The organism is Citrobacter sp. wls716, from assembly GCF_005280975.1.
In the GTDB taxonomy this organism is placed as follows: domain Bacteria; phylum Pseudomonadota; class Gammaproteobacteria; order Enterobacterales; family Enterobacteriaceae; genus Citrobacter; species Citrobacter youngae.
Genome location: NZ_SZWX01000038.1, coordinates 38,847 through 54,111, shown reverse-complemented (window position 1 = coordinate 54,111; position 15,265 = coordinate 38,847). Strand labels below are relative to the sequence as shown.

Here is a 15,265-nt window from a genome sequence, read left to right as displayed (position 1 = left end):
TTCATTTAACAATCAGTTTCATGATTACTTTTTTAACATTTATCAAATACGCTGAATCGTTCAGGTTGAGTCGGAGCGTGGCGTGAATTGTGTGAGGGTGCGCAAGTGACGGTAAAGCGTCCGGTCTCAGCCAGCCTGGCTAAGGCTTTTTTCTATATAGTGTTGCTGTCGATTCTCTCAACGGGTATTGCACTGCTTACGCTGACCAGCAGCTTGCGGGATGCTGAGGCCATCAACGTTGCGGGCTCATTGCGCATGCAAAGCTACCGTTTGGGTTACGATCTGCAAAGCCAAAGCCCACAGCTCAACGCTCACCGCCAGCTTTTCCAGCAGGCGTTAAACTCGCCCGCATTACAAAATCTGAACGCATGGTATGTCCCGCAAGCGGTAAAAAGCCGCTATGGCCGCCTGCATGCCAACTGGCTGGAAATGAACGCCCGTCTGATCGATGGCGATTTAAAATGGTACCAGGCCAATATCAATAGCTATGTCGATCAAATCGATCTCTTCGTGCTGGCACTTCAGCATTATGCCGAACGCAAGGTGATGTTGGTTTTTGGCATATCGCTGGCGGGGGGGATCGGCATCTTCACCCTCGTCTTCTTTACGCTACGGCGTATTCGCCAGCAGGTGGTGCGTCCGCTGAATAAGCTGGTGATGGCCAGCCAGCATATTGAACACGGTCGGTTTGATATCTCACCGCTGGATACACAACTCCCCAACGAACTGGGATTACTGGCAAAAACGTTTAGCCAGATGTCGAGTGAGTTGCATAAGCTGTACCGTTCACTGGAAGCCTCCGTCGCCGAGAAAACCCACGATCTCCACGAAGCCAATCGCCGCCTGGAAGTGTTATATCAATGTTCCCAGGCACTGAATACCAGCCAGATTGACGTGTACTGCTTCCGCCATATTTTACAGATTGTCCGCGAACATGACGCCGCGTATTTCCTGGAGCTCACCGTCGGTGATAACTGGCGAATCAGCGAAGGAACGGCAAGCCCTGAACTGCCAATGCAGATCCTGCCCGTCACGATGCAAGATACAGTTTACGGTGAACTGCACTGGCAAAGCCCGAATGTGAATGCTTCCACACCACTGCTCAACAGCGTATCAACTATGCTCGGGCGCGGGCTGTACTTCAACCAGGCGCAAAAGCATTTTCAGCAACTGCTGCTAATGGAAGAGCGAGCAACTATCGCCCGCGAGCTGCACGACTCGCTGGCGCAGGTGCTCTCTTATTTACGTATTCAGCTTACGCTACTGAAACGTGCTATTCCGCAGGATAACGTTCCGGCGCAAAGCATCATGGCGGACTTCTCCCAGGCGCTGAATGATGCTTATCGCCAATTGCGCGAACTGCTTACCACCTTCCGCCTGACCTTACAGCAGGCCGATTTGCCTTCTGCCCTGCATGAAATGCTGGAAACGTTGCAAAATCAAACATCGGCTAAACTGACTCTCGATTGTCGACTGCCAACACTGGCACTGGACGCGCAAATGCAGGTACATCTGTTACAGATCGTCCGTGAAGCGGTGCTGAATGCCATTAAGCATGCCAATGCCAGCGAAATTGCTGTCAGCTGTGTGACCGCGCCGGATGGTAATCATACCGTTTATATCCGTGATAACGGTGTCGGTATCGGTGAGCCTCATGAGCCTACGGGGCACTACGGTCTGAATATCATGCGTGAGCGTGCAGAGAGACTCAGCGGTACGCTGACCTTCTCGCAACCTTCCGGCGGGGGAACGCTGGTGAGTATCAGTTTCCGTTCAGCTGAATCAGACAGTGAGCTAACGTAAAGAACCGCAAAGCGCCGTCGGGTCTGGATCCAGGCCTGACGGCGTTGGCACGAAAGGTATGCTGTAAACGGGCATGATAATTTACATTATCTTCTTTTTTTCTCCACGTTTGACCCGTACCTTGCCGCTAAAGTGAAGCAAGCCATACCCATAACGATACGCAGAAACACGAGGTCCTCTTTTAATGGCGAATTTTTTCATCGATCGCCCCATTTTTGCCTGGGTGTTAGCTATCCTGTTGTGCCTGACAGGAGCCCTGGCTATTTTTTCGCTGCCCGTTGAGCAATATCCCGACCTGGCACCGCCAAACGTGCGGGTCACCGCCAACTATCCTGGCGCATCGGCTCAGACTCTGGAAAACACCGTCACCCAGGTGATCGAGCAGAACATGACCGGCCTCGACAATCTGATGTATATGTCGTCGCAGAGCAGCGGGACAGGCCAGGCTACGGTGACGCTTAGCTTCGTTGCCGGAACCGATCCTGACGAGGCCGTCCAGCAGGTGCAAAACCAGCTGCAATCGGCAATGCGTAAGCTGCCGCAGGCGGTACAGGATCAGGGGGTCACGGTGCGTAAGACCGGGGACACCAATATTCTGACAATCGCCTTCGTCTCCACCGATGGCTCAATGGATAAGCAGGACATCGCCGACTACGTGGCGAGTAATATTCAGGACCCGCTTAGCCGTATTAACGGTGTAGGGGATATTGATGCTTACGGTTCACAGTACTCGATGCGTATCTGGCTCGACCCGGCCAAACTTAACAGCTTTCAGATGACCGCCAAAGATGTGACTGACGCTATTGAATCACAGAATGCGCAAATTGCGGTTGGGCAGCTTGGCGGTACGCCTTCGGTGGACAAACAGGCGCTAAATGCGACGATCAACGCCCAGTCCCTGCTGCAAACGCCGGATGAATTCCGTGCAATTACGCTTCGCGTTAACCAGGACGGGTCTGAAGTTAAACTGGGCGACGTCGCCACGGTTGAAATGGGTGCGGAAAAGTACGACTACCTTAGCCGGTTTAATGGCAACCCGGCTTCCGGTCTGGGGGTGAAACTGGCCTCCGGCGCCAATGAAATGGCAACGGCAGAGCTGGTGCTTAACCGCCTTGACGAACTGTCACAGTATTTCCCGCACGGGCTGGAATACAAGGTCGCGTATGAAACCACCTCCTTTGTTAAAGCCTCAATTATCGACGTGGTGAAAACGCTGCTGGAAGCCATCGCGCTGGTATTCCTCGTGATGTATCTGTTCCTGCAAAACTTCCGCGCCACGCTTATCCCGACCATCGCCGTTCCCGTCGTCCTGATGGGCACCTTCTCCGTGCTTTATGGTTTTGGCTACAGCGTTAACACCTTAACAATGTTTGCAATGGTGCTGGCAATTGGCCTGCTGGTCGATGATGCCATCGTGGTGGTGGAAAACGTCGAGCGTATTATGAGTGAGGAAGGCCTCTCACCGCGTGAAGCGACGCGAAAATCGATGGGGCAAATCCAGGGAGCGCTGGTCGGTATCGCCATGGTGCTGTCGGCGGTGTTTATCCCGATGGCCTTCTTCGGTGGCACGACAGGGGCTATTTACCGCCAGTTCTCAATTACTATCGTCTCCGCAATGGTGCTGTCTGTTCTGGTGGCGATGATCCTGACCCCTGCCCTGTGCGCTACGCTACTTAAACCGCTGCATAAAGGTGAGCATCATGGTCAAACAGGCTTCTTCGGCTGGTTTAATCGGATGTTTAACCGCAACGCCGAGCGTTACGAAAAAGGCGTTGCGCGGATCCTGCATCGCAGCCTGCGCTGGATACTGATCTACGGACTGCTGCTTGGCGGCATGGTGTTCCTGTTCCTGCGCCTGCCAACGTCCTTCTTGCCGTTAGAAGACCGCGGGATGTTTACCACCTCTGTACAGTTGCCGAGCGGCTCCACGCAGCAGCAAACGTTGAAAGTGGTTGAGGAAGTGGAGAAGTATTACTTCACCCATGAGAAAGACAACATTATGTCGGTCTTTTCCACGGTCGGTTCCGGCCCTGGCGGGAATGGTCAAAACGTAGCGCGTATGTTTGTCCGCTTAAAAGACTGGGATGAGCGAGATACCACTACCGGTACCTCCTTTGCCATTATCGAGCGTGCAACCAAAGCCTTCAATAAGATTAAAGAAGCCCGCGTCTTCGCCAGTAGCCCTCCGGCTATCAGTGGCCTCGGAAGCTCTGCCGGTTTCGATATGGAGCTGCAGGATCACGCTGGTGCGGGACATGACGCGTTAATGGCCGCACGCGACAAATTAATTGAGCTTGCCGGGAACGACTCTTCACTGACCCGTGTTCGTCATAACGGCCTGGATGACAGTCCGCAACTGCAAATTGATATCGATCAGCGTAAAGCTCAGGCGCTGGGCGTTTCCATTGATGACATCAACGACACATTGCAAACGGCGTGGGGCTCCAGTTACGTAAACGACTTTATGGACAGGGGCCGCGTGAAGAAGGTTTACGTCCAGGCTGCGGCAAAATACCGCATGCTCCCGGACGATATAAACCTGTGGTACGTGCGCAACAATAGCGGCGGCATGGTGCCTTTCTCGGCCTTTGCCACATCGCGCTGGGAAACCGGTTCACCGCGTCTGGAACGCTATAACGGCTACTCCGCCGTCGAGATCGTCGGCGAAGCCGCCCCCGGCATCAGCACTGGTACTGCGATGGACATCATGGAATCGCTGGTCCATCAGTTGCCGACCGGATTTGGCCTCGAATGGACTGCGATGTCTTATCAGGAACGGTTATCAGGATCTCAGGCTCCTGCCCTGTACGCTATTTCACTGTTGGTCGTGTTCCTGTGTCTGGCTGCGCTGTACGAGAGCTGGTCGGTACCGTTCTCCGTTATGCTGGTCGTACCGTTGGGTGTCATTGGCGCGCTGTTGGCGACCTGGATGCGTGGTCTGGAAAACGATGTGTACTTCCAGGTCGGGTTACTCACCGTTATCGGGCTTTCGGCAAAGAACGCGATATTGATTGTTGAATTCGCCAATGAGATGAACGAAAAAGGACACGATCTGCTCGATGCCACACTGCATGCCTGTCGCCAGCGCTTGCGTCCGATTCTGATGACGTCGCTGGCGTTTATCTTCGGGGTACTGCCGATGACAATCAGCAGTGGTGCTGGCTCCGGCGGCCAGCATGCGGTGGGGACTGGCGTAATGGGCGGGATGATTTCAGCCACGATCCTGGCGATTTACTTCGTGCCTCTGTTCTTTGTGCTGGTACGCAGACGCTTCCCGTTGAAACCACGCCCGGAATAATCGGGCACAAAAAAGGCGACTTACGATGAGTCGCCTTTTTCATCCTTTGCAGGATATGAATTTCTTCCAGAAAATTATTTACGAAGCATCACTTCGATAAAGTCTTTCCAGTTCCCCAGTTCACGTTCAATCATAACAACCTCTCTTATTATTATGAGCATTCTACGAAATCATCCTCATTAAAAGAAGATAATTTAACCGATGGTTGTGATTACATCCTCCAGTGCTTGGGGTCATGTCATCACTATGCGCTATACCCATAAATTTTATGTGACTCACTGCAATATTTTGAAATATTCACACATAATCTACGACTTTGACAATTTTGATGGAAAAACAGACTGATGCAAACAGGTTAATTCTGAAATACCGATCGACGTGAAATTTTGGAACTTTCAGGAATCATTATTCACCGTTGTTCAACAATGTTATATTTTTCTATAACGAATGAATGACAATATGTATTATCAGAAACGCGAGAATACAAGAATAAGTATTCAAAATACGTTAATAAGGATTCACATGATCACCCTCTACGGCATTAAGAATTGCGATACAATTAAAAAGGCCCGACGCTGGCTGGAAACGCAGGGTATTGACTACCGCTTCCATGATTATCGTGTCGACGGTCTGGACAACACGCTGTTACAGTCCTTTATCAACGAGTTAGGCTGGGAGGCGCTGCTCAATACGCGGGGAACCACCTGGCGCAAACTGGATGAAGCAACGCGTAATCAAATCACTAATGCCACTGCTGCCGCCTCATTGATGATTGAAATGCCTGCAATTATCAAACGCCCATTGCTCTGCGCGCCGGGTAAGCCTATGCTGCTTGGTTTCAGCGAATCCAGTTATACGCAGTTTTTTAATGAGGTGTAATCTATGTCGTGCCCGGTTATTGAGCTGACACAGCAGCTTATTCGCCGTCCATCTCTGAGCCCGGATGATGCCGGGTGCCAGGCGTTAATGATTGAACGCCTGCGTGCGGTAGGTTTTACCGTTGAGCGAATGGATTTTGGTGACACACAGAATTTTTGGGCATGGCGCGGAAAAGGTGAGACCCTGGCATTTGCCGGTCACACCGACGTAGTGCCCGCAGGCGATGTTGATCGGTGGATCAATCCGCCGTTTGAACCGACCATTCGCGACGGCATGCTGTTCGGACGCGGTGCAGCCGATATGAAAGGTTCGCTGGCGGCAATGGTCGTGGCCGCAGAGCGTTTTGTCGCACAGCATCCAGACCATCAGGGTCGTCTGGCGTTTTTGATAACCTCTGACGAAGAAGCCAGCGCTAAAAACGGCACCGTGAAGGTGGTTGAAACGCTGATGGCGCGTAATGAGCGGCTGGATTATTGCCTGGTCGGTGAGCCGTCCAGCACCGAAATCGTCGGTGACGTGGTGAAAAATGGACGTCGTGGTTCACTGACCTGCAACCTGACCATTCATGGCGTGCAGGGCCACGTAGCCTACCCACATCTGGCCGATAACCCGGTGCACCGGGCTGCGCCAATGCTCAATGAGCTGGTGGCGATTGAGTGGGATCAAGGCAATGAGTTCTTCCCGGCAACCAGCATGCAGATTGCCAATATTCAGGCGGGCACGGGCAGCAACAACGTCATCCCTGGCGAACTGTTTATTCAGTTCAACTTCCGTTTCAGCACCGAATTAAACGACGAAATGATTAAGTCGCGGGTATTGGAACTGTTGGACAAGCACCAACTGCGTTACACAGTAGACTGGTGGCTTTCCGGTCAACCGTTCCTGACCGAACGCGGTAAACTGGTGGATGCAGTGGTGAACGCCATTGAGCACTATAATGAGATTAAACCGCAGTTACTGACGACAGGCGGGACATCCGACGGGCGCTTTATTGCCCGCATGGGGGCACAGGTGGTGGAACTTGGGCCGGTCAATGCCACCATTCATAAAATAAATGAATGCGTCAATGCCGCCGACCTGCAGCTGCTTGCCCGTATGTATCAACGTATCATGGAACAACTCGTCGCCTGATGAGTGTTCCTGCAAGAGGAAATGAGCATGGACTGGCTGGCAAAATATTGGTGGATTTTAGTGCTGGTGTTTCTGGTGGGGGTACTGCTGAATGTGATCAAAGATCTTAAGCGTGTCGACCACAAGAAGTTTCTCGCCAATAAGCCGGAACTTCCCCCGCATCGTGATTTTAACGATAAATGGGACGATGACGACGATTGGCCGAATAAGGATCAGCCGAAGAAATAATTTGGAGGCCGGATAACACATATCACGTTGCTATCCGGCACTATCACTGACTGTCATGCCGGATGGCGGCTTCGCCTTATCCGGCCTACGGTTATCAATCAGATCATTTCAATCACATCATCATCGTGAGGCTTACCACCGCTCAGCGCTTCATCAAAGTAGTGCTTCGGTACGGTAAAGCGCAGATGATCAAGCGCGAACTGCATGCTGTGCTCATCAATGGCGTGCCCCAGATTTTCGACGATATCCAGAGTCACATCCCCACCTGCACGAATTAACGCTTCCTGCGCAGCAACCGCATGAGATAACTCAATCACCCGATCTTCACCGCCGTGAATCAAATGCACTGTGGTCGCGGTGGTAGCGGCTTCCGGCAAGGTGGCGTAACGACCATTAAAGGCAATGACCCGCGATGCCAGCCCTGGCTCAGCTTTAATACTCTCGAGTGACATAATCGCCCCTTGCGAAAAGCCAATCAGCGCGGTGGCCTGAGGTGACACACCACTCTGTTTCTGCCAATAGCGAACGGTTTCGATAAACACCGGCATGATGGCATCAATACGCGCCTGACGGTTCTCTTCTGTTACACCCTGAACAGAAAACCATTGACGCCCACCGGCAGCGCTATAAGGCTCAGCGCCACCAATACTGACAATCAGCGCGTCCGGAAACAGTGGTGCAAACCAGGAACCAATTTCGCCCATGGCAACCGGGTTATCGCCGACCCCATGAAACAGCAACAGTAGCTGTTGAGCGGGTTTATCGGGACTTTGAACAACAAAATGGTCATGTTTCATGGCGATCTCCTTAACTGATGAGAATTATTCTACGCCGCTTAACCGCAATGACCATGCCAGGAAATTGAAGAAGTTAGTGAAAAAATTGCCATTGCATAATGCGATTACGTAACCGTTGCTGACGTTCGGTATCCAACTGCGCTAACGCCTGTGCCGCCTCCTCACGCTGAACCAGCAGCAATGCTTTGCGCCCCGAGACCTTCAGCCGCTTGCACAGTTCTGCGTCACTGCATTTTTCCTGTAAACGCCCACGCAGCGCCGGAAGAGGCTGTTCACAGTGCTGGAGAAGACGGCTTAAGCAACCGAGTGAGGTGAGTAACGGCCGATGCGCGAAGGCAAACCCTGCCAGCTCATCCCAGTCATCATCATTAAGCGTAGACTCTTTCAGTGGGACGACCGGGATACACTCATCATTCCATTGTGCGAGGATCGCCGCATCGCGACGCAATCGCTGATGCTCCCGCTCAGCCAGACGCTGCCCGGCATCACTGATGGGAAGCAACGCCATTGCCGTATAGCACCCGCTGCTGGCTTCACGATGATTCCCCATTCGCACCATGACAAAACCGCATCGCTGCCAAAAACGCCACAATTCGGCCGTATAACCAAAACTGACGGAAAGATAGTCACACTGCGAGGAATACTGATGGGCCTGCATAATCAGTTGTTGCCCGATACCTTCCCGCTGGCGAGCGGGATGAACCGCAATACGGCTAACCCGCCGGCCAACCAGCGTTGCGGCCAGAGGATCGCTGCCATGCGCCGCCAGTGACTGCGCAACCAGATTGCCTCTTGGCCGGCGATATCCTGCCCAAACGGCCTGGCTTAATTCTGCGGATAATCCCCCTTCATCGACCAACCAGACGGCTCCCGCAACCGAGCCCGCAACCGAAGCATGCAGAAAATGCTGACCCGGTGCATCCATCATGCGTCGCAGGTCCAGCGGTGAGGTACGGTAATGCGCCCCGGAAAGCAGTTGGTAGACCGCCAGAGGCAGATGCGGATTGCGATGCCAGGCGGTCGACTCAAAGGCAGAGAAGTGGATATTGCCCTGAGGGGGATGCGAAAAGGTTTCGTCGTCGAACACCAGTGCCTCGCTGACGATTTTTTCCAGCGGGCACCCCAGAGCCCACCTGATGGGCTGCTGCAGTTCATAGCGCCGCAGATAGGGGAAGCGAGCGCAGAATTTCAACAAAAACCCTCTGCCAGTTCCTTCATAGCCCTGAACGGTGGTGGTTAACATTGTTCGGGGAAAACGCGCCACCAGTTGGTGTAGCAGCGGCGCGGGGATCGCGGCGGCTTCATCCACGATCAGCCAGTCTGCAGTTGCAGTACTGCTTAACAGCGCGTCCGGCGCCAAAAAGCAGTAGCGTTCCCCAGCAAATTGCGCCAGTACATCCGTTGCCGCTTTCGCCGGAGCGGTAACAATAGCCGTCCCCGTCATGCGCGAAATCAACTGTCCTGCCAGCGCAGATTTACCCCGGCCACGCGCGGCGGTCACCGCAACCACACCCGGAGGCATATCCAGCAAATGATGTAAAATCTTCGCCTGTTCCGGCAGGGGATCGCCGTTTGCCGCCTGCCAGTCTGCCCGTACAGGAAAGTGCGGATAGGATTTCGCCTGATGCTGTTGCCAGTGCAACGTTTCCCCTTCACGAGTCACGGCTCGCCTGAAGTGTTCAACAAAGTGCGGTGTTGGGATAGGTTCGGCGCAGTCGCTCCAGCGCAGGGAATCCATGTCCGGAGACGTTTGCCAGGCCTGCCAGGGTGGGGTCAGCAACACCAGCCAACTCCCGGCGCGGAGCGTGCCGCTGAGTGCGGCAAACGCCGCCGCGTCAAATCCCTTTCCGGCGTCGAAAACCGCATGACGAAACTCGCGCCCCAGTAACGTTTGCAGCGCCTGTGGTGTGCAACCTGGCTCTGCGGGGGCTGTTGCCCCTACCCACAGCCAGTCGCCGGGCAATGTTTTGCGTAGCGCTAACGCTTGCGCCTGGCACCAGTTTTCTTCGCCGCTGATGACCAGCAGACGACGGATTCCTTCTCTGGCCATGCGTTCAGTGAGCGCACTCAGTGCTGCATTGTCAGACATCCCTGCCTCAATATCTTAAATGCCTTTGCCAAAGGTATTACATTGTCCCGGATCGCCACTGTCAAAGCCGCGTTTAAACCAGGTGTAACGTTGCTGCGAGGTGCCGTGAGTAAAACTATCGGGCACAACGCGCCCTTGCCCCTGCTGTTGCAAACGATCATCACCAATGGCCTGAGCGGCGTTTAGCGCCTCTTCCAGATCGCCAGATTCAAGTACACCCTGCTGCTGCATACTGTGACCCCAGACACCGGCAAAGCAATCTGCCTGCAGCTCCATACGAACGGAAAGGCGATTCACTTCGGCCTGAGAGGCATTTTGCTGCATCTGACGAACTTTCGGTTCAATGCCCAGTAGTTTTTGCACATGGTGGCCCACTTCGTGCGCAATGACATAGCCCTGAGCAAAATCGCCATCAGCGCCCAGCTTGTTTTTCATGTCATCATAGAATGAGAGGTCGATATACACCGTACCATCCGCCGGGCAATAAAACGGCCCCATCACGGACTGGCCCGCACCGCAGCCGGTACGCGTCGCGCCACGATACATCACCAGCTTCGGCTGTTGGTAGGTCTGGCCCATTTTTTCAAACTGCTGCCCCCAGGTATCTTCGGTCGTTGCCAGTATCACCGAGGTGAATTTTGCCGCTTCATCATCATTTGGGCTAATGGAGTGTGATGATTGCTGTTGGGATACAGGTTGGCCGGTCATTAATCCGGTAAGATCCACGCCATAATAGCCCGCGACAAGCACCACAATCAGCAGGATGATGCCGCCTTTACCACTGGGCAAACGAAAACCCGGTCCGCCCATAGAAGGGCCGCCGCCGGCGCTGTTTCGTCTGTCTTCCACATTGTCACTTTCACGACGCCCTTGCCAGCGCATAATCACCTCAACTTTTTATTCATTATGATGATGATCGTAGGCGGTTCGGAACAGGATTACCATAAGAAACAGTAATCAAAATCGGCGGGATTGATGAGCCGGAGAGCGATCGCCGGCTCAGGGGGGCGTTAGTCTAACTTCACACCCAGACGATGCGCGACAGCTTCATAGGCTTCGATCAGGCCGCCCAGACTCTGGCGGAAGCGATCTTTGTCCATTTTATCCAGTGTTTCTTTGTCCCACAGACGGCTACCGTCCGGTGAGAATTCGTCGCCCAGCACGACTTCGCCTTTGTACAAGCCAAACTCAAGTTTGAAGTCGACCAGAATCAGACCAGCATCATCAAACATCTTTTTCAGCACGTCGTTGGCTTTGTAAGTCAGCTCTTTCATACGTGCCAGATTCTCTTTGCTCACCCAACCAAAAGTTTCGCAATAGGAATCGTTAATCATTGGATCGTGCATAGCATCGTTTTTCAGGAACAGATCAAACAACGGCGGATTCAGTTCAATACCTTCCTCAACGCCTAAACGCTTAACCAGTGAGCCTGCCGCGCGGTTACGTACCACACATTCAACCGGTACCATCTCCAGTTTTTTCACCAGACATTCAGTATCGGATAGCAGTCGCTCCATCTGGGTAGGAATGCCTGCTTCTTGCAGTTTGGTCATAATGAAATGGTTGAATTTGTTATTCACCATACCTTTACGGTCAAACTGTTCAATGCGCGCGCCATCCCCTGCTGACGTATCATTGCGGAATTCGAGCACCAACAGGTCCGGGTTTTCCGTGCTGTATACGGTCTTCGCTTTACCACGATACAACTCAGCTTGCTTTTGCATCTTTATTACTCCTGGGTGTGAATTAACGATAAATATTGCGTTTTTCTGCCGACGCACACGTTTGCGTATCATATCAGAAAAAAAGGGCTGGAGTTATCCAGCCCTTTATTTTTACTTACTGAACGCTGCCTGGAAGACGGCGACCAGCGCGTCGTTCTGGCTTTGCGTCAGGGTATGCCCCTTAGGATCGATAAACTGCAAACTACTGCGGTTGTCTAAATCACCGACCTGCAGTTTGTAGTCGCCGGATACCAGACCCGGATCGCTCGCGCCCAGCTCCTGCCAGTTACTGTCTGACAGTGGTTTGTAAGTCACAGCGATGCTGCCCTGAGAACGGGTGCTGTCGGTCACTTTCATCCCCACTTTTTCCAGCGCTGCCGGCAGACGCTGCCATACCACGTTGAACGGTCCACGTACCACCAGCATCGGTAAACCGGTGTCATCTGCAGCACTCTGAACGTCCATAGTCGCGGCAGAACGGTTCTGCGCGGCATTCGCGGCGTCGGTGGCGTTCTTATCCAGACCAGCAGAGATAACGTTCATCATCTCAGCGCTGTAACGCTGCATTGATGCCGCATCGGCTACCGGTTTACCTGCCTGCTCGAGGTTAATCAGTTTCACCGTCACCGCTTGCTGATAGCCCTGCGGTTTAACCGAGATTTGATAACGCCCACGGTACTGTTCGTCTTCATCCAGACGGTTCCAGTCAACCCAATCGGTAGTCAGCGTCTGGCTGGCATCATCACGTTTGGCGATGGTGTAGTTTTTAGACTGAACAACGCTCACGACCTGCGGCCACAGCGTGTTGCCACGACCATTTTCCACCAGCAATGTCGCTGTATCGCCCGCGATCTGAGTACGGGCGCCAGTAACTAATGCTAACGGCTGAGCCGGTGGGCGAATATCCAGCGCTTTACCCACGGCACCGCTGCCGTTGGTTACCGGGATGTTATAGTCGCCGGTCATAACCGGCAGAATCATCCCAGCTGGCGCGTGAAGCTCAGCAAGCGGTGCGGCCTCCAGATAGGATTCATCACCGCTCACCTGGCGCTTATAGCGCGAGTCAGAACTACAGGCCGCGAGCAACATAACAAGCGAAACACCCGCAACCTTGGCCAGGCGCGACTTTTGTACTGAGTAAGCCATCAAATCTCCCTAAACTTTACAGCAAACCGGCATGCTTAAGCGCCGCTTTGACGATATCACGAGCATTGTCCGTGATTGGCGTCATCGGCAAACGTAGCGTATCGGTCGCCACAAGTCCCAACTCCTTACATGCCCATTTCACTGGGATAGGATTGGGTTCGACAAATAGTTTGTTGTGTAACGGCATCAGACGTTGGTTGATCACCCGCGCCTCGGCAAAATGCCCTTGTGCCGCCAGTTTGCACATTTCGGCCATATCGCGTGCCGCAACGTTAGCCGTTACGGAAATCACGCCATGACCACCAAGCTGCATGAAGTCCAGTCCGGTCGCATCATCACCGCTAAGCAGAATAAAATCGTCTGAAACCAGCTCTTTGATCTGGTGAACACGACTTAAGTTCCCTGTGGCCTCTTTGATAGCGACAATATTTTTTACCTTCGCCAGGCGACCCACGGTTTCCGGCAGCATATCGCAGCCGGTACGGGACGGCACATTATACAGAATTTGCGGCAGGTCAGTATGTTCCGCGATGGCTTTGAAATGCTGGAACAAACCTTCCTGAGTTGGGCGGTTGTAGTAAGGCGTCACCGTCAGGCAGCCGACAACACCGCTGTCGTTAAAACGCTGCGTCAGACTAATGCCTTCTGCGGTCGCATTGGCGCCCGTTCCGGCAATAACCGGAATACGCCCATCGGCCAGCTCCAGCGTCATCATTACCACATCGCCATGTTCATCATGACTCAGGGTAGCGGACTCACCGGTGGTGCCAACCGAAACGATCGCCGAGGTGCCGCTGGCGACATGATAATCAATCAGTTTTTTCAGGCTCGACCGGCAGACTTTACCTTTCTCATCCATCGGCGTAATAAGCGCGACAATACTTCCCGTGAACATGGGCCATCCTCTGTGCAAACAAGTGTCTCAATGGTACGTTTGGTACGACAATAAAAGCAAGCGACCATAGCCCTTCTGATTGTTGTATGCATGTTTTTTTTATGCTTTCCTTATGATTACCTCACCGCTCAAAGGAAGAACAGGTTTGACATCGCCATCGCAACACTATCTGGTCATTACTGCGCTGGGTGCTGATCGCCCGGGAATTGTGAACACTATCACCCGTCATGTCAGCAGTTGTGGCTGTAATATCGAAGACAGCCGACTGGCCATGCTGGGTGACGAGTTTACGTTTATCATGCTGTTATCCGGAACCTGGAATGCCATCACCCTGATTGAATCAACCTTGCCGTTGAAAGGCGCAGAGCTGGATTTATTGATTGTGATGAAGCGTACGACCGCGCGTCCCCGTCCGGCGATGCCCGCCACGGTATGGGTACAGGTCGATGTCCCCGACTCGCCTCATTTGATTGAGCGCTTTACCGCCCTTTTTGACAGCCATCAAATGAATATTGCGGAACTGGTTTCGCGCACACAGCCGGCTGAAAACGGCAAGACTGCACAGTTGTTTATTCAAATTACCGCACATAGTCCTGCGTCACATGATTCGGCAAATATTGAGGATGCGTTTAAAGCACTCTGTACAGAACTCAATGCGCAAGGCAGTATTAACGTCGTCAATTACTCACAGCATGATGAACAGGATGGAGTTAAGTAATGAACCCACTGAAAGCCGGTGATATCGCACCGAAATTTAGCTTGCCGGATCAAGACGGAGAACAAGTAAATTTAACCGACTTCCAGGGACAGCGTGTTCTGGTTTATTTCTACCCGAAAGCCATGACGCCCGGCTGTACCGTACAGGCCTGTGGCTTGCGCGATAACATGGATCAGTTAAAAAAAGCCGGTGTTGAAGTGCTGGGGATAAGCACCGATAAACCAGAGAAGCTTTCCCGATTTGCGGAGAAAGAAGTGCTTAACTTCACGCTCCTGTCTGATGAAGATCATCAGGTTTGCGAGCAATTTGGCGTCTGGGGTGAAAAGTCATTTATGGGTAAGACCTACGATGGCATCCACCGCATCAGCTTCCTTATTGATGCCGAAGGCAAAATTGAACATGTGTTTGATGATTTCAAAACCAGCAATCACCACGACGTGGTACTGAACTGGCTGAAAGAGAACGCCTGATTTACGTTTTGCTGGAAAAAGCCTGATGGCGCTTCGCTTATCAGGCCTACGCAGCTTATTAATATTGCGAAACTTGTAGGCCGGGTA

Annotated in this window: 14 protein-coding genes; 7 read left to right on the top strand and 7 right to left on the bottom strand. The window is 52.8% G+C overall.

The annotated features are described in order from the left end of the window. Positions 1-105: 105 nt before the first annotated feature. Together narQ and acrD are read left to right on the top strand one after the other, a co-directional pair. Positions 106-1,803, top strand: coding sequence for a nitrate/nitrite two-component system sensor histidine kinase NarQ (gene narQ / locus FDX24_RS13755; RefSeq protein WP_048210954.1), 1,698 nt, complete (start codon positions 106-108; stop codon positions 1,801-1,803). Positions 1,804-1,987: 184 nt separating this feature from the next. Further along, complete coding sequence (gene acrD, locus FDX24_RS13750) at positions 1,988-5,101, top strand: multidrug efflux RND transporter permease AcrD (RefSeq protein WP_137364481.1); 3,114 nt, start codon at positions 1,988-1,990, stop codon at positions 5,099-5,101. A gap of 74 nt (positions 5,102-5,175) precedes the next feature. Here acrD and ypfM read toward each other — a convergent pair whose 3' ends face one another. After that, positions 5,176-5,235 (bottom strand): protein YpfM, encoded by a 60-nt coding sequence (gene ypfM, locus FDX24_RS13745; RefSeq protein WP_001386977.1) that lies wholly within the window; start codon positions 5,233-5,235, stop codon positions 5,176-5,178. Positions 5,236-5,623: 388 nt separating this feature from the next. On the opposite strand from ypfM, the gene FDX24_RS13740 reads away from it, so the two are divergent. From FDX24_RS13740 to FDX24_RS13730, 3 genes are read left to right on the top strand one after another with little or no spacing between them, the layout of a single operon-like run. Continuing rightward, positions 5,624-5,980 (top strand): ArsC family reductase, encoded by a 357-nt coding sequence (locus tag FDX24_RS13740; protein ID WP_115601680.1) that lies wholly within the window; start codon positions 5,624-5,626, stop codon positions 5,978-5,980. Between the two features lie 3 nt (positions 5,981-5,983). Further along, the gene (gene dapE / locus FDX24_RS13735) at positions 5,984-7,111 is read left to right on the top strand and encodes a succinyl-diaminopimelate desuccinylase (RefSeq protein WP_061068318.1); all 1,128 of its coding nucleotides are present in this window, start codon (positions 5,984-5,986) and stop codon (positions 7,109-7,111) included. A gap of 27 nt (positions 7,112-7,138) precedes the next feature. Next, positions 7,139-7,339, top strand: coding sequence for a YpfN family protein (locus tag FDX24_RS13730; RefSeq protein ID WP_003835080.1), 201 nt, complete (start codon positions 7,139-7,141; stop codon positions 7,337-7,339). A 98-nt stretch (positions 7,340-7,437) separates the two neighbouring features. Here the strand turns inward: FDX24_RS13730 and ypfH are convergent, their stop codons facing one another. From ypfH to dapA, 6 genes are all read right to left on the bottom strand, one after another. Continuing rightward, a complete protein-coding gene (ypfH, locus tag FDX24_RS13725; RefSeq protein WP_048210950.1) occupies positions 7,438-8,136 on the bottom strand; it encodes an esterase in 699 nt (232 codons plus the stop codon). Between the two features lie 73 nt (positions 8,137-8,209). Then, positions 8,210-10,225 carry a tRNA(Met) cytidine acetyltransferase TmcA gene (locus FDX24_RS13720; protein WP_137364480.1) on the bottom strand — a complete coding sequence of 672 codons (2,016 nt, stop codon included), beginning with the start codon at positions 10,223-10,225 and terminating at the stop codon, positions 8,210-8,212. 15 nt (positions 10,226-10,240) lie between these two features. Continuing rightward, positions 10,241-11,107 carry a neutral zinc metallopeptidase gene (locus tag FDX24_RS13715; protein WP_137364479.1) on the bottom strand — a complete coding sequence of 289 codons (867 nt, stop codon included), beginning with the start codon at positions 11,105-11,107 and terminating at the stop codon, positions 10,241-10,243. Between the two features lie 128 nt (positions 11,108-11,235). Next, positions 11,236-11,949 (bottom strand): phosphoribosylaminoimidazolesuccinocarboxamide synthase, encoded by a 714-nt coding sequence (gene purC / locus FDX24_RS13710; RefSeq protein WP_003835086.1) that lies wholly within the window; start codon positions 11,947-11,949, stop codon positions 11,236-11,238. Between the two features lie 111 nt (positions 11,950-12,060). Beyond that, the gene (gene bamC, locus FDX24_RS13705; RefSeq protein WP_048210947.1) at positions 12,061-13,095 is read right to left on the bottom strand and encodes an outer membrane protein assembly factor BamC; all 1,035 of its coding nucleotides are present in this window, start codon (positions 13,093-13,095) and stop codon (positions 12,061-12,063) included. 16 nt (positions 13,096-13,111) lie between these two features. Continuing rightward, a complete protein-coding gene (dapA, locus tag FDX24_RS13700) occupies positions 13,112-13,990 on the bottom strand; it encodes a 4-hydroxy-tetrahydrodipicolinate synthase (RefSeq protein ID WP_137364478.1) in 879 nt (292 codons plus the stop codon). Between the two features lie 145 nt (positions 13,991-14,135). On the opposite strand from dapA, the gene FDX24_RS13695 reads away from it, so the two are divergent. Together FDX24_RS13695 and bcp are read left to right on the top strand one after the other, a co-directional pair. After that, on the top strand, positions 14,136-14,708 hold the full coding sequence (locus FDX24_RS13695; RefSeq protein ID WP_197081302.1) for a glycine cleavage system transcriptional repressor: 573 nt from the start codon (positions 14,136-14,138) through the stop codon (positions 14,706-14,708). Next, positions 14,708-15,178, top strand: a complete 471-nt coding sequence (bcp, locus tag FDX24_RS13690; RefSeq protein WP_048210945.1) for a thioredoxin-dependent thiol peroxidase — start codon at positions 14,708-14,710, stop codon at positions 15,176-15,178. The genes FDX24_RS13695 and bcp overlap by 1 nt, the downstream gene beginning before the upstream one ends. Positions 15,179-15,265: the final 87 nt, after the last annotated feature.

Excerpts from the sequence above, each read along its gene's own strand:
- acrD (WP_137364481.1), top strand. The coding sequence starts at position 1,988 with ATGGCGAATTTTTTCATCGATCGCCCCATTTTTGCCTGGGTGTTAGCT.
- FDX24_RS13740 (WP_115601680.1), top strand. The coding sequence starts at position 5,624 with ATGATCACCCTCTACGGCATTAAGAATTGCGATACAATTAAAAAGGCC.
- dapE (WP_061068318.1), top strand. The coding sequence starts at position 5,984 with ATGTCGTGCCCGGTTATTGAGCTGACACAGCAGCTTATTCGCCGTCCA.
- FDX24_RS13730 (WP_003835080.1), top strand. The coding sequence starts at position 7,139 with ATGGACTGGCTGGCAAAATATTGGTGGATTTTAGTGCTGGTGTTTCTG.
- ypfH (WP_048210950.1), bottom strand. The coding sequence starts at position 8,136 with ATGAAACATGACCATTTTGTTGTTCAAAGTCCCGATAAACCCGCTCAA.
- FDX24_RS13720 (WP_137364480.1), bottom strand. The coding sequence starts at position 10,225 with ATGTCTGACAATGCAGCACTGAGTGCGCTCACTGAACGCATGGCCAGA.
- FDX24_RS13715 (WP_137364479.1), bottom strand. The coding sequence starts at position 11,107 with ATGCGCTGGCAAGGGCGTCGTGAAAGTGACAATGTGGAAGACAGACGA.
- purC (WP_003835086.1), bottom strand. The coding sequence starts at position 11,949 with ATGCAAAAGCAAGCTGAGTTGTATCGTGGTAAAGCGAAGACCGTATAC.
- bamC (WP_048210947.1), bottom strand. The coding sequence starts at position 13,095 with ATGGCTTACTCAGTACAAAAGTCGCGCCTGGCCAAGGTTGCGGGTGTT.
- dapA (WP_137364478.1), bottom strand. The coding sequence starts at position 13,990 with ATGTTCACGGGAAGTATTGTCGCGCTTATTACGCCGATGGATGAGAAA.
- bcp (WP_048210945.1), top strand. The coding sequence starts at position 14,708 with ATGAACCCACTGAAAGCCGGTGATATCGCACCGAAATTTAGCTTGCCG.